Source organism: Amycolatopsis sp. lyj-112 (assembly GCF_046549055.1).
GTDB lineage: Bacteria > Actinomycetota > Actinomycetes > Mycobacteriales > Pseudonocardiaceae > Amycolatopsis.
This window is the reverse complement of sequence record NZ_JAJPWS010000002.1, coordinates 282,335-302,623: the sequence shown is the minus strand read 5'-3', so window position 1 is coordinate 302,623 and position 20,289 is coordinate 282,335. Positions and strand designations below refer to the sequence as shown.

Annotated in this window: 18 protein-coding genes; 10 read left to right on the top strand and 8 right to left on the bottom strand. The window is 67.7% G+C overall.

The genetic code is table 11. From position 1 onward, the window contains the following. Window positions 1-31: 31 nt before the first annotated feature. The 3 genes from ACLJRL_RS08195 to ACLJRL_RS08185 all read left to right on the top strand — a co-directional run bounded on the left by ACLJRL_RS08195 (window position 32) and on the right by ACLJRL_RS08185 (window position 4,211). Window positions 32-2,395 (top strand): beta-glucosidase family protein, encoded by a 2,364-nt coding sequence (locus ACLJRL_RS08195; RefSeq protein ID WP_410655465.1) that lies wholly within the window; start codon window positions 32-34, stop codon window positions 2,393-2,395. A 5-nt stretch (window positions 2,396-2,400) separates the two neighbouring features. Beyond that, window positions 2,401-3,051, top strand: coding sequence for a TetR/AcrR family transcriptional regulator (locus tag ACLJRL_RS08190; RefSeq protein WP_410655464.1), 651 nt, complete (start codon window positions 2,401-2,403; stop codon window positions 3,049-3,051). Window positions 3,052-3,170: 119 nt separating this feature from the next. After that, the gene (locus tag ACLJRL_RS08185) at window positions 3,171-4,211 is read left to right on the top strand and encodes an LLM class flavin-dependent oxidoreductase (protein WP_410655463.1); all 1,041 of its coding nucleotides are present in this window, start codon (window positions 3,171-3,173) and stop codon (window positions 4,209-4,211) included. Between the two features lie 9 nt (window positions 4,212-4,220). On the opposite strand, the gene ACLJRL_RS08180 is transcribed toward ACLJRL_RS08185, so the two are convergent. Then, window positions 4,221-4,763, bottom strand: coding sequence for a TetR/AcrR family transcriptional regulator (locus tag ACLJRL_RS08180; protein ID WP_410655462.1), 543 nt, complete (start codon window positions 4,761-4,763; stop codon window positions 4,221-4,223). An 84-nt stretch (window positions 4,764-4,847) separates the two neighbouring features. On the opposite strand from ACLJRL_RS08180, the gene ACLJRL_RS08175 reads away from it, so the two are divergent. The 3 genes from ACLJRL_RS08175 (at window position 4,848) to ACLJRL_RS08165 (ending at window position 6,285) form a co-directional block, all read left to right on the top strand. Further along, on the top strand, window positions 4,848-5,336 hold the full coding sequence (locus tag ACLJRL_RS08175; RefSeq protein ID WP_410655461.1) for a DoxX family protein: 489 nt from the start codon (window positions 4,848-4,850) through the stop codon (window positions 5,334-5,336). A 51-nt stretch (window positions 5,337-5,387) separates the two neighbouring features. Next, on the top strand, window positions 5,388-5,549 hold the full coding sequence (locus ACLJRL_RS08170; protein ID WP_410655460.1) for a hypothetical protein: 162 nt from the start codon (window positions 5,388-5,390) through the stop codon (window positions 5,547-5,549). Window positions 5,550-5,652: 103 nt separating this feature from the next. Next, window positions 5,653-6,285, top strand: coding sequence for a phosphoribosyltransferase (locus ACLJRL_RS08165; protein ID WP_410655459.1), 633 nt, complete (start codon window positions 5,653-5,655; stop codon window positions 6,283-6,285). Between the two features lie 7 nt (window positions 6,286-6,292). On the opposite strand, the gene ACLJRL_RS08160 is transcribed toward ACLJRL_RS08165, so the two are convergent. From ACLJRL_RS08160 to ACLJRL_RS08140, 5 genes are all read right to left on the bottom strand, one after another. After that, window positions 6,293-7,000, bottom strand: coding sequence for a hypothetical protein (locus tag ACLJRL_RS08160; protein WP_410655458.1), 708 nt, complete (start codon window positions 6,998-7,000; stop codon window positions 6,293-6,295). Window positions 7,001-7,125: 125 nt separating this feature from the next. Beyond that, the gene (locus ACLJRL_RS08155) at window positions 7,126-11,109 is read right to left on the bottom strand and encodes a TIGR02680 family protein (RefSeq protein WP_410655457.1); all 3,984 of its coding nucleotides are present in this window, start codon (window positions 11,107-11,109) and stop codon (window positions 7,126-7,128) included. Then, window positions 11,106-12,338 carry a TIGR02678 family protein gene (locus ACLJRL_RS08150; RefSeq protein ID WP_410655456.1) on the bottom strand — a complete coding sequence of 411 codons (1,233 nt, stop codon included), beginning with the start codon at window positions 12,336-12,338 and terminating at the stop codon, window positions 11,106-11,108. The genes ACLJRL_RS08155 and ACLJRL_RS08150 overlap by 4 nt, the downstream gene beginning before the upstream one ends. Beyond that, window positions 12,335-13,852, bottom strand: coding sequence for a TIGR02677 family protein (locus ACLJRL_RS08145; protein WP_410655455.1), 1,518 nt, complete (start codon window positions 13,850-13,852; stop codon window positions 12,335-12,337). Before ACLJRL_RS08145 ends, ACLJRL_RS08150 begins: the two co-directional genes overlap by 4 nt. 86 nt (window positions 13,853-13,938) lie before the next feature. Further along, window positions 13,939-14,262 carry a hypothetical protein gene (locus tag ACLJRL_RS08140; RefSeq protein WP_410655454.1) on the bottom strand — a complete coding sequence of 108 codons (324 nt, stop codon included), beginning with the start codon at window positions 14,260-14,262 and terminating at the stop codon, window positions 13,939-13,941. A gap of 129 nt (window positions 14,263-14,391) precedes the next feature. On the opposite strand from ACLJRL_RS08140, the gene msrA reads away from it, so the two are divergent. After that, window positions 14,392-14,886 (top strand): peptide-methionine (S)-S-oxide reductase MsrA, encoded by a 495-nt coding sequence (msrA, locus tag ACLJRL_RS08135; protein WP_410655453.1) that lies wholly within the window; start codon window positions 14,392-14,394, stop codon window positions 14,884-14,886. Then, window positions 14,865-15,335 carry a molybdenum cofactor biosysynthesis protein gene (locus tag ACLJRL_RS08130; protein WP_410655452.1) on the top strand — a complete coding sequence of 157 codons (471 nt, stop codon included), beginning with the start codon at window positions 14,865-14,867 and terminating at the stop codon, window positions 15,333-15,335. Before msrA ends, ACLJRL_RS08130 begins: the two co-directional genes overlap by 22 nt. Here ACLJRL_RS08130 and ACLJRL_RS08125 read toward each other — a convergent pair. Continuing rightward, window positions 15,306-15,887, bottom strand: a complete 582-nt coding sequence (locus ACLJRL_RS08125) for a TetR/AcrR family transcriptional regulator (RefSeq protein ID WP_410655451.1) — start codon at window positions 15,885-15,887, stop codon at window positions 15,306-15,308. The genes ACLJRL_RS08130 and ACLJRL_RS08125 overlap by 30 nt on opposite strands. A gap of 79 nt (window positions 15,888-15,966) precedes the next feature. Here ACLJRL_RS08125 and ACLJRL_RS08120 point away from each other — a divergent pair, with 79 nt between their 5' ends. After that, window positions 15,967-16,356 carry a cupin gene (locus tag ACLJRL_RS08120; RefSeq protein ID WP_410655450.1) on the top strand — a complete coding sequence of 130 codons (390 nt, stop codon included), beginning with the start codon at window positions 15,967-15,969 and terminating at the stop codon, window positions 16,354-16,356. A gap of 16 nt (window positions 16,357-16,372) precedes the next feature. Here the strand turns inward: ACLJRL_RS08120 and ACLJRL_RS08115 are convergent, their stop codons facing one another. Next, window positions 16,373-18,271 carry a DNA/RNA helicase domain-containing protein gene (locus ACLJRL_RS08115; RefSeq protein WP_410655449.1) on the bottom strand — a complete coding sequence of 633 codons (1,899 nt, stop codon included), beginning with the start codon at window positions 18,269-18,271 and terminating at the stop codon, window positions 16,373-16,375. Window positions 18,272-18,412: 141 nt separating this feature from the next. Between ACLJRL_RS08115 and ACLJRL_RS08110 the strand changes: the two genes are divergently transcribed. Continuing rightward, a complete protein-coding gene (locus ACLJRL_RS08110) occupies window positions 18,413-20,287 on the top strand; it encodes a DNA/RNA helicase domain-containing protein (protein WP_410655448.1) in 1,875 nt (624 codons plus the stop codon). Window positions 20,288-20,289 lie beyond the last annotated feature (2 nt).

The following is a 20,289-nucleotide window of genomic DNA, read 5'->3' as shown; positions in this document are numbered from 1 at the left end:
CGGGTAACGGTCGCATATACCGACCGAGTACTTGGTCGGTCACCGTGGTCTCCTGGTTTCAGGAGGCCACGATGACCGCTATGGACGCACTCGACCTCGACGCGAAGGTCCGGCTGCTGACCGGGTCCGCGGCGCCGAGTTCGCCGGCGGCCGGGTCACGAGCTTGCTGCCCAACGCCACCCTGATCGCCCAGCACTGGGATCCGGCGGTGGCGGGCAGGGTCGGGGCGCTGCTCGCCGAAGAGGCGGGCGCGCAGGAGGTGCACGTCGTGCTCGGGCCGGCGATCAACCTGCACCGGAGCCCGTTGGGCGGCAGGCTTTTCGAGGCTTTCAGCGAAGACCCGCTGCTGACCGGCGTGCTCGCGACGGCGTATGTCCGCGGCCTGCAGGACAACGGGATCGGCGCCACTCCGAAGCACTACCTCGCCAACGAATCGGAGACCGACCGCACCACGGTCGATTCCGTCGTCGACGAAAAGACGCTGCGCGAGGTGTACCTGCTGCCGTTCGAAATGGTCGTGGCGGACGCGGAGCCGTGGGCGATCATGGCTTCCTACAACAAGATCAACGGTGTCACCGCGACCGAGCACGCCGAGCTGATCGACGGCGTCCTCAAGGGCGAGTGGGGTTACGACGGGCTGGTCATATCGGACTGGTTCGCCACCAAGTCCACCGCGGCGAGCGCGAACGGCGGTCTCGACCTGGTGATGCCCGGACCGGTCGGGCCTTGGGGGAAGGCGCTGGCGGAAGCGGTCCGCGCGGGCGAGGTCGCGGAGTCCACTGTGGACGACCACCTCGACAGGTTGCTCCGGCTCGCTGAACGCGTGGGTGCTTTAAGAACCGAGGCACTGGGAGCCGAGCGAAGCTGGCCGTCCGGCATCCCCGCGCCGGACAGTGCCGAGCGGCGCGACACCCTGCGGGAACTCGCGGCGGGCGGGATGACCGTGCTGGTCAACAAGAACGACACGCTGCCGCTCGCGGGTACCGGCACGGTCGCGCTCATCGGGCGGCACGCCACCGAGACGATCGCGCAGGGCGGCGGCTCCGCGGGCGTCCGGCCGCCGCATATCGTCAGCATCGCGGACGGCCTGTCCGAGGCCCTCGGCGACAGGCTGCGGGTGGCCGACGGCGTCGAGGTGCGGAACATCCCGGTCGCGCCCGCGCTCGGTTCCGTGCTCGACCCCGAAACCGGCGAACCCGGGATGCGCGCGATCGCCCTCGACGGCGACGGGAACGTCCTGGAGTCACGGCATTTCGGGGTCGCCGAAACGGTGATCGTCGACGGCGGCTGGCTCCATGAGGCGACGTCGGTCCGGCTTTCCGCACAGGTGGTCCTCGACGAGCCTTCCCGGCTGCAGATCGGTGTGCGCGGGCTCGGCGTGTGGGCGTTCGAGGTCGGCGAAGACAAGACGGACGTGCGGATCGAAGGCAGCGGCAGCCCGCACGAAGGCCTGCTCAGCCCGCCCGCCTGGACGACCGAACGCGACGTCGAACCAGGGACGACGATCACCGCGACGCTGGTGGAGAAGCTCGACCGGACGATCTTCGGGCTGGTGGTCCGGGCCGCTCCGCTCGCGCCCGCCGAGGCGATCAGCAAGGCCGCACACGCCGCTGAGCAGGCCGATGTCGCGGTGGTGGTCGTCGGGCTCACCCAGGAACGCGAGGCCGAAGGGTACGACAAGTCGACTTTGACCCTGCCGGGTGAGCAGGACGCGCTCGTCGCGGCCGTGGCGGCGGCCGCCCAGCGGACGGTGGTCGTGGTCAACGCCGCGACGCCGGTCCTCATGCCGTGGCTTTCGCAGGTCGACGCCGTGTTGTGGGCGGGCCTGCCGGGTCAGGAGGCGGGCGCCGCGGTGGCGTCGGCGCTGCTCGGCGAGGTGGAACCGGCGGGCAGGCTGGTCACGACCTTCCCGGCCAGGGACGGCGACGGTCCGGTCTGGTCGGTCACGCCGGTCGACGGTGCGTTGCCGTATGCCGAGGGCACGGCGGTCGGCTATCGCGGCTGGGAGTCCGAGCCGCTGTTCTGGTTCGGCCACGGCCTCGGCTACACCACTTGGGAGTACGGCGAAAGCTCGCTGACCGCCGAGGACGACGTCGTGCGGACGGTGTCGGTGGACGTGACGAACACCGGCGCGCGCCAGGGTCGCGAGGTCGTCCAGGTGTACCTGCGGCCGGGCGAGCCGGGTGAGCCGGTGCGGCTCATCGGCTGGGCGGGCATCTCGCTGGCGCCGGGCGAGACCGGACGCGTCGAGGTGACCTGCGACCCGCGGGTGCAGCGCGTCTGGGATAGGAAGAGCTGGCGGCCGCTCTCCGGGGAGGGCACGGTCGTGATCGCCCGTGGTCTCGGCGACGTCCGGGCTACCCTGCTCGGAAAAGGTCCTCGACAGGAAGTCTGAGCACGATGTCGTTTCCGCCCCGGTACCGCAAGGCGCGAGCCAAGTCGCGGGGAGAACTCGCGGGCGAGGAGTCGAGGGCGAAGGCGGTGCGGACCGCCATCGAACTGTTCGCCACATCGGGGTTCCGCGGCACGTCGATCGCCACCGTGGCCGCGCGGACCGGGTTGTCCCAATCCGGTCTGCTGCACCACTTCCCGAGCAAGGCGGCGCTGCTGGCCGCCGTGCTCGAGGAACGGGACCGCTCGGACGGGGAGTTCCTGGCCCGCGACGGCGCCGAGCCACCGCTCGGCTGGGCCGCCTTCGACGCGCTCGGCGCCCTCGTGGCCAGGAACTCCACCCGGCCGCAGCTGGTCGGGCTGTTCGTGCGGCTCGCCGCGGAGGCGACCGAGCCCGGCCACCCCGCGCACACCTGGCTGCGCGAGCACTACGAAGGCATCGAGAACTGGCTGACCGACGCGGTGCGCACCGGCGTCGAGCGCGGCGAGTTCAGCGCGGACACGCCTGTCGGCGTCGTCGTCCGCATGACCATCGCGATGCTGGACGGCCTGCAGCAGCAATGGCTGGTCGATCCGGAGCGGATGTCGATGGTCGCGGAGTTCTCCGGTTTCGTCGCCACGCTGAAGGCGCGCTGGGCGAGCACCGTCGTCGCGGGCTGATTCGACCGCGAACCACCGCGTTCAGGTCGTCGATTTCTTAACCGACGCCTCGATTCCCCTTACTCTGATACCGAGGGAAAATTGTCCTGCCGACAGGACGTCTTTTCACGAGAGGCGTTATGGAACTCGGTATTCACAGCTTCGGCGATCGCCATCCGGATCCCGTCACAGGGGAGCAGGTCTCGGTGGCGGACAAACTGGAGCAGACGTTGGAACGCATCCGGCTCGCCGACGAATTGGGCCTGTCCTTCTACGGACTCGGTGAGCATCATCTCGACAACTTCGCGATCTCCCACCCCGGGACGGTACTGGCCGCCGCCGCGAGTGTCACCAGGCAGATCACGCTCGGCACCGCCGTGACCGTGCTCAGCACCGAGGATCCGGTGCGGCTCTACCAGCAGTTCACCACGCTCGACCAGCTCAGTCGCGGCCGCGCGGAAATACTCGCCGGGCGCGGTTCGTTCACCGAATCGTTCCCGTTGTTCGGCGCGCATCTCTACGATTACGACGCGCTTTTCGAAGAGAAACTCGAATTGCTGCTCAGAATCGACCGCGAGGATCCGATCACGTGGTCCGGGCGGTTCCGGCCGGCGCTGGACAACGTGCGGGTGCTGCCGAGGCCGTACGGCCGGAAGCTGCGGGTCGCGCTGGGCAGCGGCGGCAGCCCGGATTCGTCGATCCGGGCGGGCAGGCTCGGTTTGCCGGTGGTCTACGCGGTCATCGACGGGGAACCCGAGCGTTTCGCGCCGCTCGTGGACCTCTACCGCCAAGCCGCCGACACCGCCGGCCACGACCCCGGCGAACTCCACGTCACCATGGGCGGCTGCGGGCTCATCGCGCGGAGATCGCAGGACGCCAGAGATTCCTTTTACCCGTACTGGCTTTCGATGATGCGGTATCTCACCGAGGAACGCGGCTGGTCGCCGCCGACGCGGTCGAAGTACGACGAGATCACCCGCGACGCGCAGGCGTTGCTGACCGGCAGCCCGGCGCAGGTCGCCGAGCGGATCATCTCGATCGGCAAACTCGTCGGCGCGGACCGGTATTCGCTGCACATGGACTGGTCCGGGGTCCCGCACGCGAAGGTGATGACGGCGATCGAACTGCTGGGCACCGAGGTACTGCCGCAGGTGCGCAAGGAGTTCGGCGACGTCGTCTAGGGCGGCGGCTCAGGGAAAGAGGATCCGGGCGATCGCGCGGGCGGCGGCGTCCGGGTTCTCGAGGTGCTCGGTGCGCAGCGCGCCGGTGAGCCACAAGTTCGCGAAGCCGTGCATCAGCGACCAGGCGGCGACACCGGCCATCCCGGCGTCGCTGACCGAGGCGGCCCCGTCGGCGAGCAGGTCGCCCGCGCGATCACGCGCGGCCGTCAGCGTCTCGTCGTCCCGGCGGTAGAGGTCGGGGCGGAACATCACCTCGAAGTGGGCGCGGTGCTCGATCGCGAACCGCACGTAGGCGACCCCGACCTCGACGAAGTCCCGCGTCTGCTCCTTTGCGTCGGCGAGGGTGTCCGCGAGCAGTTCGAACCCTTCGGCGGCGAGCGCGGTGAGCACCCCCGCCTTGTCGCCGAAGTGGTGCACCGGCCCCGCGTGGGAGACGCCCGCGCGCCGGGCGAGGTCGCGGAGGCTGATCCCGGCCGGGCCGTTTTCGGTGATGGCCACGACGGCGGCGTCGAGGACGGCGCGGCGGAGGTCGCCGTGGTGGTACGGACTCATGAGCTCCAATCTAGTCATTGACAAGATGACTCGCAATGACGCATCTTGTCAGTGACAAGTTCCGCTGCTCGGAGGGCTTTGGTCATGGATCCCGGTCTTGTACCCGTACTGATGCTGGTCGCCGTCTCGGCGACGTTGTTCCTGCTGGGAAGGGCCGGCGTCCGGCGGCTGAAGCCCTGGCCGGTGGCCGTGCGCGGCGGCGTCACGGCGCTGTTCGTCACGACCGGGCTCGCGCATTTCATCGGGATGAGGGAGGAACTCATCGCGATGGTGCCGTCCGCGCTGCCCGCGCCCGCGCTGCTCGTCACCGTCACCGGTGTCCTCGAACTGGCCGGGGCGGCGGGGATGCTGTGGTCCCGCACGGCCCCGTGGGCGGCCGCCGGATTGACCCTTCTGCTGCTGGGGATGTTCCCGGCGAACGTCTCCAAGGCGCTGAACGGGCCGGTCACGTCGGTCATGGACGAACTGGTCCCGCGGAGCCTGATGCAGGTGGTGTTCCTGGCCGCGACGGTCGCCATCGTGGTGCATCGCCTGCGTACGCCGAACGGACCCTTGGCCCAAAGGAGACCTTAAGTTTTTCCCAAGTCGGGGCTCGGTTAATGGCGCCAGGTCTACGATCCGAGAATGAAGATCTCATTGTGGATCGGATTCTGTGGGCTGTGCATCCTCGCCGGGCACATGCTTCTCGGCGCACTCGGCGTAGTACTGCTGATGGGCTGTCTCCCGGCGGGAAAAGATCACGAATCCGACGACCACGCAAGGAAAGCGCCCGCGCGACTGGCCTGAGGCACCGCGCGGGAAATACTTTTCGTCTGATGGGGGAAATGGTTCGATCCGGCTCGTGTCGGAATCCGCCGCACCGGGTACTCCCTGTAGCGGAGGTGATCGCATGCGTTCGCAGGTGTTTTCCGATCGTGAAGAGGCAGGGCGCTTTCTCGCGGACGAACTGGGCCACCGGGGCTGGACCGATCCGATCGTGCTCGGCCTGGCCCGTGGCGGTGTCCCGGTCGCCGACGTCGTCGCGAGACGGCTGGGCGCCCCGCTCGAAGTCGCGGTCGCGAGGAAGATCGGCGCCCCGGGCCGTCCCGAATTCGGCGTCGGTGCCGTCGCCGCGTCCGGGGCGGCGATCTACGACCAGGCGGGCCTGGATCACCTGGGGGTTTCCCAGGAGGATCTCGCCGAGACCGAAGCCACGGAGCGGGCCGAGGCCTGCCGCCGGATCTTCGAATACCGGGGCGAGCGGGAGGCCGCGTCCCTCCGTGGCCGGGACGTCATCCTGGTGGACGACGGGCTCGCCACCGGCGTCACCGCGACGGTGGTCCTGCGCGCACTGCGCAGGGAGGCTCCGCGCCGGCTGGTGTTCGCCGTTCCCGTCTGCGCTCCGAGAGCGGCGAACGCGCTGCGCTACGAAGCCGACGAATTCGTCTGCGTCAAGGCGCCGAAGCAGTTCCGGGCGGTGGGCCAGTGGTACGCCGACTTCCGGCAGGTGCAGGACGCCGAGGTCATCGGGTTGCTGGCCTGACGTCGTCTCAGCCTAGGGTGCTGACGTAGGCGAGAGCGCCCAGCGCCGGAATCGCGATCGCCGTCAGCAAGACCGTCCTGCGGCTCGGTTTCGGCCCTTCGAGGAGTGCGCCGATCCCGGCCGGGACCAGGGCGACGCAAAGGCCGACGGTGCCGATGATCGATAGCAGTTCCGTGCCCTTCAGCACGCCCAGCGGCAAGAGTCCCATCGTCGCGAGCCCGATCGCTTGCACGATGCCGAGCGCTTTGGCGCGGTAGGCCGCGAACGCGAGCACGTACCAGCCGAACATGATGGTGAAGGACAGGAAACTGAACAGGTGAATGTCCTGATAGGACTCACTGACCACGCTCTCGGCGAACCCTGGCCCGCGCCGCTCGGTGAGACCCCTTGCCGCCTGGTCGATCCCGGCGTGGAAAGTCCGTTCGAAGAGTCCGATGAGGACCAGTACGCCGCCCCATGCGGCCAGCGTCGGCCTGGTCTGGCCGATCCTCGTCGCGAGAGCCACGATGGCGGGCCACAGCAGGACGTTGCCGGCGAGGAAACAGGTGTAGGCGGCGGTCATCAGCCCGGGATGCTCGCTCATCGCCTTGAGCTGGTCGGGGAAGAAGAAGTTGACCTGGGAGCGCAGCAGCGTGCCGGTGACCAACAGGAGCGGGCCGAGGATCATCGAAATCCCGGCGACGCTTCGGCCGGGGAAGACGTAGTCGTTTCGCATACCCGGAAGCCTGTCGATCCAGGCGTCCTGGCGGATCGGCCCGCGGTCGGTTCTCGCGGTCAGACCGTGGGTGGAGGTCGTGAGTGATTTGGGTCGTTCTAACGACCCGAATCACTCACGACGCCCTAGTCGCGCGCGGGCAAGAGGTCGTGTCCGTTCCAAGTGAACCGAGCCGTGGTCACCGCGTCGTCGCCGTCACCACCGGTGATGAGCTGATGGATGCCGACGCCGCTGAGTTCGGCGTAGGTGCACCACTCGTGATCCGACGTGAGGATCAGGTCGAGGTCGAGTGCGGCCAGCAGGGCGAACACCTGGCCCCGGTTGGTGGTGTCGACGCCGACGAACACCTCGTCGAGAAGGATCACCCGTGGAGCTTCCGGCACGGCCTGATAGTGCGCGGCGACGGCGGCGAACAGCGGCAGGTGCAGGGCGATCGCCTTCTCCCCGCCGGAGAGCGCGCCGTGCAGTTTCTTGGTCAGCAGCTGCCAGCCGGCGCCGTTGGCCCGGTCGACCTTGACCACGAACCGGTGCCAGGACGTGTAGTCGAAGACCTGCGCGAGCTGCTGTTCCCAGCTGGTCGCGGTGTCGTCCGCCTTGGCCTGCTCGACGCGCTCGCGGAAGAACCGGTGCAGCGAAACGCGATCTTCGGCGGTGAGCTGATCCGGATCCTTCAGCAGCAGATCGCGCGCGGTCTTGGTGCCGGGCGGCAGATCCGGGGAGACCTGCCAGACCAGCCGGACGGCGACCTTGGACGCTGTCCGTACCCGCTCCAGGCGCGCGTTCATCCCGTCGACGAGGTCGTTGGCCTGCCGGATCCGGGACGCGAGGTGACGGCGGGTGTCACCGGTCAGCGTCTTGTCGAACAGCTCGCTTTCGCGGTCGGTGATCTCGTGCCTGCTCTGTTCCGCTTCCGCGTAAAGGATCTTCAGCAGTTCCGCCGCGCCGACCCGCAGCCCGTCGACGACGGCGGTGAAGATCTGGACGTCCTCGTCGGTCTCCAGATCGAGTTCGGCGCGCGAGCTGAGCGTGGTGCGGCAGGTATGCACGGCCTCGGACAGCCGGTGCAGCGCCTCGCCGAGGTTGCTCGACGCGTGCGGCACGGACGGCCACGCCGCGGCCACGAGCCGGGCCGCGTCGAGCGCGGCCTGCACTCCCTCGGTGGCGGAGAGGGTGGCCTGGAACTTCGCCAGGTCGTCGATCCCGCCGTCCGCGGGGAAGACGCCGGTGGCGAGCTTCCGGAACCGGTGCGCGGCGGCGTCCCGTTTGGCCGACGCGTCCTCGCGGGCGTGGGCGTCGGTCGTGCGCTGGACGCCGAGCGCGCCCAGCCGGACGGCGAGGTCCTTGGCGTCGGAGTTCGCGGCCCGTAGTTCGTCGCCGAGTCCGCGGAGTTTCGTGCGCAGGCCGTCGATTTCGGCGAGCACTTCGCGCTGGCCGGTGCCGATGGTGCCTTCGATCGCGCCGAGCATCGCGGTGAGCTTGGTGTGCCGCGTCCCCGCCTCGGATGCCTCCTCCTCGCGGCGGGCCGCGTTGTCCTCCGAACGCTTTCCCTGATCGGCCAGCATTTCGGCCCGCTGGCTCGCCGCCACCAGGATTCCGTGCTCGTGCAACCAGTTCTCGCCCTGGTCGGAGTAGGTGCGGATGGCCGTGGCGAGCGCGGTCAGCGGAGTGCGTTCGGTCGGCAGACCGCTTTCCGAAGCCCGGCTGGTCAGCTCGTGCAGGGCGTTCCTGGCCTCGTTCTCCAGCGCGGAAACCGTCGTCTCCCGCTGCCGGACGACGGCGGCCGCGGCGGTCAGATCGGCCTCGGTCCTGGTCAGTTCCTGTGACGCGGCAAGGAGATCTTCGTGATCGGGGCGGGCGGCGCGTTCGATCTTGATCAGCTCGCGCCTGCCGCGCAACGCGGCCAGCTCGCCTTCCAGCTTGGTGATCGTCTCGGCACGGCCGGAAATCTTGGTCCGCAGTTCGGCGATCCAGGCCTTCCGCGCGCGCAGACGCGCCGAGGAACCGATGTAGCCCGGGCTTTCCTTCGTCCAGCTTCCGGTCAGGCTGCCCATCCGCCAGCTGCCGTCCGCGCCGATCGCGGCCGGTCCCGAAGGCAGCTTGTCGTCGAAGGCGATCACTTCCAGGACCCGCCGGATCTTCGCCGGGGCGAGTTCCGCGTCCGGTTCGGGCACCAGGACATCTGCGAGGGAACGACCGGAAACCGCCGGCAGCGTCCCGGTTTCCGCCAGGACGTCGTGGCCGTCGACGACGCCGTGGGAGTTCACCCAGGCGTCCAGCAGACCCGCGCCTTCGAGCGCGGCTTCGATCCCGGCGTGCGTGCTTTCGCCTACCGAGCCGGCGAAATCGACCAGCCGCCACAGCGGCGCGCCGCTCATCTCGGCCCGGTCCGCGGTGCGGGTACGCGGCACCTCGGGCGGAAGGTCGTCCTGCACTTCGAGCAGCCCGACCTCGACGATGAGCTGGTCGTGCTCGGTGCGTGCGGTCGTCAGGGAAGAACCGGTCGCCGCCTCCTGCCGGATGATCTCTTCCAGCACGGTCTCGGCGGCCGAGTCGATCGCGCCCAGCAGCGTGACCTCGGCTTCGACGTTCCGCAGCAGCGCTTCCGGTTCGGGGAAGTCCAGCTCACGGCAGCCGATCGCCCATTCGGCAAGCCGGGTGCGCAGTTCGCTCAGCGCGAGTTCGCGGGTCGCCGTGGTGAGATCGAGTTTCTCTTGTGCCGCCGAGAAATCGGACTGGGCCTGGTCCAGATCCGTTTCGGTCTGGTGGCGCCGGTCCACGGCCCGCTCGTGAGTGTCGAGGGCACGGCTGACGGCTTCGATCTGCTCGCGCTTGCCGCGGACGGCGGCCTGCAGCAACGGCCGGAGCCGGGCCGGTTCGCCCAGCCCCGCGACGAGTTCGTCGTGCACCCCGGTCAGGTTCGCCCGGGTCGCCGCGTTGCGGACCTCGGCCTCCTGCGCGCGGACGAGGTCCGCCTGTCGCTTGTGGATCTGTTGGGCCGCCTGCGAACGCTCCTCGTCGGCGTCCGCTTCGGCACGAAGCCGGTCGGCGTCCGCACGCAGCGTCTCTGCCTGCTCCTTGGCGGCGAGAGTCTGCTGACGCAGCTTGTCGAGTTCCTGACCCTTTTGGTACGCCGCGCTTTCGGTCAGCCCGGAGACGCGGGCTTCGCCTTCTTCGAGGTCCTTTTCGAGTTTCGCCGCCCGCGCTTCCGCGGTTTCCTTGCTGGCGGCGACCTCGTCGTATTCCTCGGCCGAACGGCGGGCCACCTCGGCGAGTTCGTCGAGCTCACTGGCGGCCGCGATGACGTTCGCGGCGCCCGCGCGCAGCACGCGCTGGGCATAGGTCTTCTGCCGCGCCGCGAGCGCGCGGGTGGCGTCGACCTCGGTTTCCAGTGAGCCCAGCCGTTCGCGCTGCGCGTCGAGCCGCTCGAAACCTTCGGCGAGCTCGGCGATTTCCTGTTGCCCCAACGGAGGGAGCGCACGCGACAGCAGGTTGGACAGCAGGCTGGGGTCGAGCCGCTGCGACAGTTTGGGCATACGCAGCTGGAGAAGCGCGGTGATCAGCGCGTCGTACCGCTGCTCGCTCAAGGTGGGGAACAGTTTCGTGCGGATCTCGGTGCGGTACTCGGCCGCGCCGGCGTGCACGACACCGCGCTCGCCGAGGTATTCCTCCAGCGCGTTCCTGGTCAGCGGCTGGCCGGCGTCGTTGACCAGCGGCAGGCCGTCGCCCACCCGGAGCCCGGTGGTGAAGAAGTCGGCGTGGACCGTGCTGGTGTGCGTGCTCGCCTGCAGCCGCGCGCCGCAGGTGAACCACTTGTCCTCGGCCATGCGGAATTCGAGCCAGACATAACCGACGCGCGTGGCACCGGAAGCGCCTTCGCCCATCAGGTTCCAGTGCATGCTGCGTTCGCTGGTGCCGAAGGTCGACAGCCGGTTGGCGCGCAGGCTCGCGTCGAACAGGAACGGCAGCAGCAGTTCCAGCGCCTTCGACTTCCCGCTTCCGTTGGGGCCGCGCAGCAACAGGCGCCCGTCGTGGAACTCGAAGATCTCGTCGTAGTAGCGCCAGATGTTGAGGATGCCCGCGCGGGTCGGGATCCACCTCGTCGTGGTCACGACGCCTCCTCGTCTTGCGCGTTCTCGCGGTCGGTGTACCTCGCCGCCGCCGGAAGCGGCTGGACGATCTCTGCGTCGACGCGGACCAGGCCGAAGCCGGTCAGCACCGCGAGCGCGTCCACGGTCAGCCGTCGGACGCCGTCCTTGCCCCGGTAGGTCTTGGCCCAGCGCGGGAACCGTTTGAGCAGTTTCGCGGTGGCCTTCTGCAGGTATTCGACCGTCCGCGGCTCGTCCAGCACGTCCAGCAGCAGGAGCGCGGCGACCTTGGCGTTGCTCCCGTCGTCCGGGAACTTCTCGTCGGTGGCCAGCCCGTCGACGTCGACGAGCAGCACGCCCTCCGCGCGTTCCTCCAGGACGAACCCGCCCTGTTCGGCGGAACGGCGCAGCAACTGGCGTCCGGTCGGCGAACTGAGATAGGCGCGTTCCTCGGCGGTGAGATCGCCGAAGTACAGCACGGGATCGTCGACGAGACGGCGGAAGACCGAATGCCGGAGCCACAGGTTCCGCTGGACGTCGGACGCGCTCGGCGTGTCCTCGTGGCGGCCCGAAGACAGGCCGTAGCGCTGTTCGTGCGACACCGCCTCCAGCAGTTCCTCGAACCGCAGCGCGACGTCGTCGGCCGGAACGGCCAGCTGCGACGGACCCACGGGGGCCGCGAGCATCCGCAGCAGCAACGTCGCGTCGACCCGGAACAGCACCTTCGCCGTGGCGGAGTCCACAAAGGACTCCGGGTCGCCGTCGGCGGCATCGAGGACGCCGAAGGATTCGAGCAGCCGCAGGACGTCCACGAACGCGATGCGCTCGGCGCGGACGCTGACGTCGAACGTGGTCACGAGATCGTCGGCGGCACTCGCCCGGCCGACGCGGTCGGCGAGCAGGCCGATGGTGGTCACCGGCACCGTGAGCAGTTCGGCCGCGACCACGCACAGCAGGACGTAGCGCCGTCGGTCGAACGCGGCCCGGCCGGACCGCAGCCGTCGCGCCGGGCGGCTGGGGTCGGCGGCGGCGCGGACCTTGACCAGCCGGGCGTAGCCGAGCCGGGGCTCGACGGTCAGCGTCCAGCCGCAGTAGTAGTCGAACCACTGCCGGATGGGTTCGCGGCGGCGCCGGATGAGGTCGAAGGTCTCGGGCGAGCCGCGTTCACCGATCAGCGGGGTGGCCAGCAGCGCGCGGATGCCGCGCGCGACCTCCTCGCGTTCGGCGATGACCAGCTGGTTCGTGAGACTCACGCGCCGCCTCCGGCCGTGCTGATCTCGATTTCGTAGTCGGGACCCCGGAAAACGCCGCTCGTGGTGGTGAGCCGCGCGACCGCGCCGTTCTTCGCCTGACGCAGGACGATCTCGATCTGGCCGTCGGACGTCGTGCTCCGCCGGGTGCCGTCTTCGCCGGGACGGCTGCCCAGCGCCTGGCCCAGCAGGTCCAGAAGGCGTTCGAAAACCGTGTGGTCCAGCTTCTCGAAGGCCGAAAGCCGCACCACACCGCCGGTGTCGAGCATGTTCCACGCCGCTTCGAGTTCGGCCCGCTCGGCGATCGCCTGCCGGACTCGTGCGGCGCGGATCGCGGCGACGTCGCGGACCCTCCCGGTCCTGGTGAACCGCTCGGTGCGGCCGGCGGATCGCAGCAGCTGCGAGACCTCGACGGCCGGCGCGTCGAGCCACGACGCCGTCGTGCTGACCACTTCCGGGTCGGCGTGGGCGAGGTGCGCGTGCCGCGCGGAACTCAGCCCGAACATCGTCGACCACAGGCGATGCAGGTCTTCCTGGGCCGGGACGACGGTGAACCACCGCGCCAGCTCACGGAAATCCGCGACCGCGCTGCTCGCGCGCCGCCGAGACTCGGTGATCCGGTCCAGGACCTGCAGAAGTGTGAGGATCGCCCGCCGCGCGACCTGGTGCAGCTCCTCGACCCGCGGTTCCGTGCCGTCTTCGGGCAGGAACCACGTGCGGAGCCCGTCCCAGCGTGCTTTGCGCAGCTCCAGCCAGCGCGGCGCCGGATCGGTGCCGGTGAGCCGCGGCAGGGCGGCGCCGTTGAGCGCGCGCCGGTGCAGCTGCGCGACGCCGTGGACCTCGATCTCCTTGATGCGGGTGGCGATGGTGTGCGTGTGGTGCTCCAGATCGGTCAGGAACTCCTGCAGATACGCGACCGTCGAGGCCTTGACCTCGTGAAACGTCGCCAGATCAGCACCTTCGCCGTCGGCGCGCAGGAGGCGCTGGAGTTCGCCGTTGAAGCGTTTCGTGTTGTCCCGGAACGCCTCGACGTGGCTTTCGATTTCGGCCAACGTGCTGAACACGCGCCGATCGGTGCCCTCGTCCAGCTGCCGGACGAGCTCGCCCAGCCGGTCCCCGAGCGCGTCGAGCGCCGCCGTCTGAAGCGCTCCGGTGGAGGCCAGCACCTCCATCGCGTGCACCACGCCCGCGAAGGCCGCTTCCCCTTGCCTGGTCAGCGAGTACTGGAGGTTCCGGCGCTCGTACTCCGACGCCGTCCGGTAGTCGCCGGCATGGCTCTGGACGACGTCGAGAAGGTCGAAGCTCCGCAGCTGGTCCAGCGTCTTGACGAGCTCGTCGTCGTCCAGCGTCTCCAGCCAGCCGACGGACCGGAGCCTGGCGCGGACGTCGTCGATGCCGAGAGCCGTCTCCAGCCGCTCGTTCGCCTCCCCGAAGGCGTGCAGGATCGCCACGTGAAGCCCGGATTTGCTGCCGTCGGTGAAACGGAACATTTCGGGCGGTACACGGATGGGATCCATGCGGCCTCCGGCGGTGGTGCGTGGAGCTACACGTTAGGGGGTCACCCAGCCGAGTCCGAATGGCCCATCTTTTTCACGCTGCGTACTCACGTGGTGAAAAGACTGAGGTGAACCGTGGCGGGGTCACCCGGGTCGACGATGACCTTGCGAAAGACGCGGTGACCGTCGACGAGCTGGCTGTCCTCAGTGACGCCGGGAGCGAAGTTCGACGCCTTGAGCAGCTGCTGGACGTCCTTCGCCGGGATGCTGACGTCGACGCGGTACATCACGTCGATGCCCCGCTGGTAGTCCGTCTTGAGGACCTTGCCGCCGGCGGGAAGGCTGATGCCGCCGAACCGGAAGGCCTCTTCGGGCGGCGGGGTGTCGTCGACCCTGGGGGTCGAGCAGGCGGTCAGGAGAAGGGCCAGCACTGCGAGCAGGGTCTTCACCTACCGTGTGACGCGCCGCGGACGTAAGGGTTCCGTCACATCGGGACCGGGATGACAGGGACGGTCTCACGCGTTCTACTGGGTGTTCACCCCGAGCAGAGGAGATCAACTGTGACGGAAAAGGCTGTTCTCGCGGGCGGCTGCTTCTGGGGCATGCAGGACCTGTTCCGCCGGCACCCCGGAGTCGAATCCACCAGGGTCGGCTACAGCGGTGGCGACGTCCCGAACGCGACCTACCGCAACCACGGCTCGCACGCCGAAGCGATCGAGATCAACTTCGACCCGGCTCAGCTGTCCTACCGGCAGGTCCTGGAGTTCTTCTTCCAGATCCACGACCCGACGACGCGCGACCGGCAGGGCAACGACCTCGGTGCCAGCTACCGCTCGGCGATCTTCTACACCGACGACACGCAGAAGCAGGTCGCGGAAGCGACGATCGCCGCCGTCGACGCCTCCGGCAAGTGGCCGGGCAAGGTCGTCACCGAAGTGACCCAGGCCGGCGACTTCTGGGAAGCCGAGCCGGAGCACCAGGACTACCTGGAGCGCATCCCGAACGGCTACACCTGCCACTACGTGCGGCCGGAATGGCAGCTGGGCGAGCGCTGATCGTCGCGCTGCACGTTTCGAGCGTGCACGCGTTCGAGGGCCGTCCCAGTGACGGCCCTCGACCCGACCCTTCGCCGGTCTCGCGCGACCACGTCGTGGTGCGTGCGGGGCTGGGGCTGGTCGGGGATCGGTACTTCAACCATCCCGCGCATCGCGAGGCCGCGGTGACCCTGTTCTCGGCTTCCGTGCCGGGCGATCCGTTGCCGGCGCGGCGGAACATCGTGCTCGAAGGCTTCGACGTGGACTCTTTGGCGCGCCACGACGTTCTCTCGCTGGATTCCGGCGATGGCCCCGTGCGCTTCGAGATCCACCGGCCCGCGAATCCCTGCGCCTGGATGGACGTCGTCTACGAGCCCGGCACTTTTCGCGCTTTGCGGGGCCGCGGTGGGAAGCGATGCGTGCCTCTGGACGACGGCGTTCTACGCGTGGGGCCGGTAGAGATCTCCTAGCCCCTTTTTGACCTGGTCCGCTGTCATGCCGTTTTCCCGCTGGTAGACGTACTGTGCTGCCGCCAGCGGTGCCAGGAGGGCGTCCGCCCGGAAGTGCGCGTCGACGTCCGGCTCGATCTCGCTGATCAGCGAGACCAGGTGACTGTGGTGCAGCCGGTAGGCGCCCGTGACGAACCGTGCCATCGGCGTCTCGGTCTCGGCGACCATCAGCAGTTCGCCGTGCGTTTCGAGCCTGTCGACGTACGCGTCCATGAACGCCTTGAGTCTCGTCTCGGACGGCGCCCCCGGCCCGAGCGGTGGCGGGCCGCTGATGAACGTCGCCTGGAACTCACGCTCGTTCTCGTCCAGGAGTGCCTGCGCCAACGCGCCCTTGTCGGGAAAGCGCCGGTACACGGTGCCGATGCCGACGCCCGCCTCCGCCGCGACCTCGTCCAGCGCGAGCCCCCTGACCCCTTTCGCCGCGACGAGCTTGGCCGCGGCGCGGACGATCTTCTGCCGGTTGCGAGCCGCGTCGGCCCGCTCGACCGGTTCGGACCCTGCCATCGGAAGCACGTTCGCAGCCTAGTCGGTGGACAAGTGGAAACTTCTCCAGTTAACTAAGTGGAGGAACTTCCACTTAAGGAGACGCGGCATGACTGTGGAGAGCTTTACGAGCAAGGACGTCTCGACCTGGTTTCAGCGGCTGGACCAGCAGATCTTCCTTGCCGACGTCCTCGCGCAGGACAGTGGCGCGGCGATGTCGGTCGGCTTCGCTCGCTACGGCAAGGGGGAGAAGAACCCGTGGAAGATGACCTACGACGAGGCGCTGATCATCACTTCCGGGGCTTTCACGGTTGAGGGGCCTTCCGGCCCGGTGTCGGCGCGGGCCGGTGAGGTGATCTACCTGCAGGCCGGTACCGAGGTCGTCTATGTGGCCGATGAGGACACAGAGCTGGTCTACGTCACCTACCCGCACTGGCTCGCGGCAACGGAATCCTCCGAAGAAGCCCGCCGCCTCGACGACTTCCACGAGGCCGAGTAGAGGTGACGGCCTCGGGCTAACTCGTCATCTCTTCGAGGAATTCCTGGGTTTCAGGGTCCTCGGAGAAGATGGCGGTCCCGCGCATTCCACGAGTGAGCAGTACTTTGTAAGTGTTCTTGATCAGCGCGCCGAAATGTAGCTCGTCCGCTTTCCTGACTTCGGAGTCTTTGGAGTTCTCGCGCACCGGATTCCACATGCCGTCACGGCGGACGAGATCCTTACCGAAGATCACGCCTGACCAGTCGTACTCGAAACCCTGTGCGGTGTAGATGCAGCCCACCTGGTCGAAGCCGCGCTCGTCCGTCGCCCAGTAGCTGGACTCGGGGATGCCTGGGACCGATTTGTTGCCGTCGCCCTTCGCGTTCCAGGGGCGCTTCCACCCGCCGATTTGGACATCTTCCACCAGCCGACGGCCATCCGGAGTCTTGACGGGATCACTCCACGGCCAGCAGAACCCCGCGGTCAGCCGTCCGACCCCGCCGTGCTGCGATCGCTGTCGCAAGACCCAGGATTCGAGGGCCTCAGGTGACGCCGCGCTGCTCAAGGTAATGCCTTCGTCGAGCTGACCTGCGAGCTTGCTCCACGGAATCGGCGGCTCGCTGGTACCTAGGCCGAGAAGCCGTGCGACCCAAGTGTCATAGGAGACAGAACCGCCACAACGCAGTTGGTCGTGCAGCCGGACGATTTCGACTTGACAGCCGAGTGCCTCGGCAGCGGTGCTGATCTCCCTGAGTGAGCCCATTTCCCCAGGTCGCACGACCTGATGCTCGTCGAGGAGGAAGACCGGAACGGTCGCCACGTTGACGAGCTCGTTGACCTGGCGATCAGCCCGGTCTCGCTTCTCCTTCTTCGTGTACCTATCGGTGCCCTTCTCTCTGATGCGATGTGCTTCGTCGCAGATCAGGGCGTCCAGCTCACGAGGCTCACAGCCCACATAGGTGTTGAAGTACTTGAACAATCCTTGCACCCGAGTGCTGCCGCGGCCCGCGTATTTGCGCATGGTCATGGTGAAGGACCGCGAGCCGGTCGCGTGGTGCACGCCGAGACCTCGGCGAGCGAGTTCGCCGAGCAGGCTCAGCGCGATCACGCTTTTGCCGGATCCGGGGCCACCTTCGACGATCACCACTGTGCGCGTCTGGGCCGCCCGGGACCGCTCAACCGCCTGCAGTACCAGTTCGTACGCGACCTTTTGTTCGTCCAGGAGAACGAATTGTTCGCGATCCTTGATCTCGGCCGCAGCCAGGGTCAGCAGAGGTTTCGTCGGACGATGCGCGAAGCCACCGAACTCGTCGCCGACTTCCACGTTGGAGCGTCTGCTGGCCGCGGCGTCGAGGACTGCGTTGAGGTGCTCGCCCATCGCCGCCTTGTCGTCCATGGTGAACAACCGGCTGGTGGGACGGGGGTTGTCTTGAATGAGGCCGGCCACGTCCGCACGACGCGCGTTGTGCAGGTACGCCATGCCGTGCACCGCCTGCGGCCGATCCGCGAGTCCGGGTGTGTGGTCCACGAAGTATTGGCGATATCCGTGAACCTGCTCTGCAGGATGCAGGTGCCGTCCTGGGAGCCCGGGAATATTGATCACCTCGGACAGGTAGGACTCCGCCTTCGACCACTGCTTGAGTTCGACGAAGGCGAACGAGCTCTGTCCAGTACGAGGATGAACACCGCACAGCACGACATCGATCCGTTGCTTGCTGTGCGGCAGCCGATGCTCGAGGAGGACTTCGACATCACCGAGCCCGGCGTCCACGAGATCCGTCAACAGAATCGGCAGGCTTCTTTGCCAGGAGATCACCTCGCTGGTCCCCACCCTGCCGCCGAGTACGAATCCGGCCTGCTCCTTCAATCGGCTGTGCAAGTGTCCAGCGCGGGCTTCGATCAAGAGATCGGCCGCACTGCCTCGTGCAAGAGCCACTCGTCCCTCCCCTGGGCAAGGGTCGCTCAAATGCTTCCCAGCTGTCGATCATAACCCGCTAGAGTGACACTTGCCTTCACGCAAGAGTGTGGAAGGTCAAGTGACGGGATCGGCCCTGGGGAGGGTGGCTTGCCGGTCAGTATGACCGCGGATGACCTGCGAAGAGAACTTCAGCACGAACGCATTCTCTTGGAGCTCGCCAGACATACAGGAGTTACTTACAAGGCGTCCGAACAGCGTGGTGAAATCGGTTCGTGGAGGCGTAGCCTTCCGGCTCTCGCTGACACGTTGTGCGCCGCCGGCCTCGGACATGTGCAGGTTCTGCTCGAATACCGGCTTCCGTACAGTCCGAAGCGGGTGGATGCCATCATCTGCGGCGTTCATCCGGACACCAAGAGACCTTCTTACGTGCTCGTCGAGCTCAAGCAATGGAGCGATGCGAAGACGGTCGGCTCGAGCTTGGTGAGCGTCCCCGGCGGGAAGCGGCGGCAACCGTACTTGCACCCGGCCGAACAGGTCAGGCGATACTGTCGTCAACTGCTTGATTTCATTCCTGCCTTCGCGCGGATTCCCGGACAGGTCAAGGGAATCGCGTATATGCACAACGCCCTTCGAAGTTCGACTTGGACACTCGACGAGTTCGAGTTCGATGATTTCGGCCAGCTCTACACAGCTGATCTGCAGGGAGATCTGATCGCTGATCTCTGGTCGGTTCTCGATTCGGATCCCGGTTCGGCGGAGGCCGCGGTTGCGGCCGCCTACGAGCTGATCTCCGCGCCGCCGGCGCCGGCTCGCAATCTGCTCAAGACAGCGGCGGACGCTTTCGTCGCCCGGGACGACTTCGTTCTGCTCGATGAACAGCAGGTTGCTTACAAGACCGTGCTCGACGCGGTCGCCGACGCCGAGTCCGGCGGTGGGAACAGACGGAAGAAGGTCGTCGTCGTCAGTGGCGGTCCGGGCTCTGGCAAGAGTGCCATCGCGGTGACGCTCCTCGCCGCCTTTGCGCGGCAGAAGCGAAAGGCGCTTCATGCGACAGGTTCGCGAGCCTTCACTGAAACCTTGCGCGAAAAGGTGACTGGCGACGAGGACCGGTACGGCGAGATCTTCAAGTACTTCAACGAGTTCGGTTCCGCACCGGCGGACGCCCTGGACGTCCTGATCTGCGACGAGGCCCACCGTGTCCGGGGAATGCCGCCCCGGCTGCACGGGAAAGTGCGGAGCCAGATCGACGAGCTCATCGATGTCGCCAAGGTGCCGCTCTTCCTGTTGGACGAACACCAGGTGGTGCGTCCGGGGGAGATCGGGACCAAGAGCGACATTCTCGCCATCGCCGACATCAAGGGATGCGATGTAATCGAGATCAGTCTCGACGGCCAGTACCGGTGCGGCGGCTCGGCGAACTTCGACGAATGGGTAGTCCGCCTGCTGGGCCTCGGTTCTCGGCCACCGGTGGCGTGGTCGGAGTTGGTCGCGGGCAGCGAGGACGAGTACGTGGTCGATTCGGCTGGATCGCCACACGAACTGGAGACCTGGCTTCTCCGGCAGGCCAAGACCTTCTCGGGCACGGCGAGGATGGCGGCCGGCTTCTGCTGGGACTGGAGCGACCCCGTCGAGGTCGATGGGGGACTGCGGTTGGCCGAGGACGTCCAGATCGACGGATGGCGGCGTCCTTGGAACACCAAGCAGGGGTTCGAGGTCCCTGGCGTTCCGTCGGCCTCCTTGTGGGCTTCGGAGCCGGAGGGTTTCGGGCAGATCGGCTGTATATACACCGCCCAGGGCTTCGAGTACGACTGGGCGGGCGTCATCTTCGGTGACGATCTGGTCATCCGGGACGGAAAGTGGGTCGGGCGTCGCGACTTCTCTTGGGATCGTTCTGTGAAACGAGCTGAGCACGAGAGGTTCGATCGGTTGGTCCGGAACACGTACAAGGTGCTCATGACGCGAGGCATGCAAGGAGTCTGCGTCTATTCCACGGACGACGAAACGAGCCACTTCCTTCGGAAGTTCGCGAGGTAGCC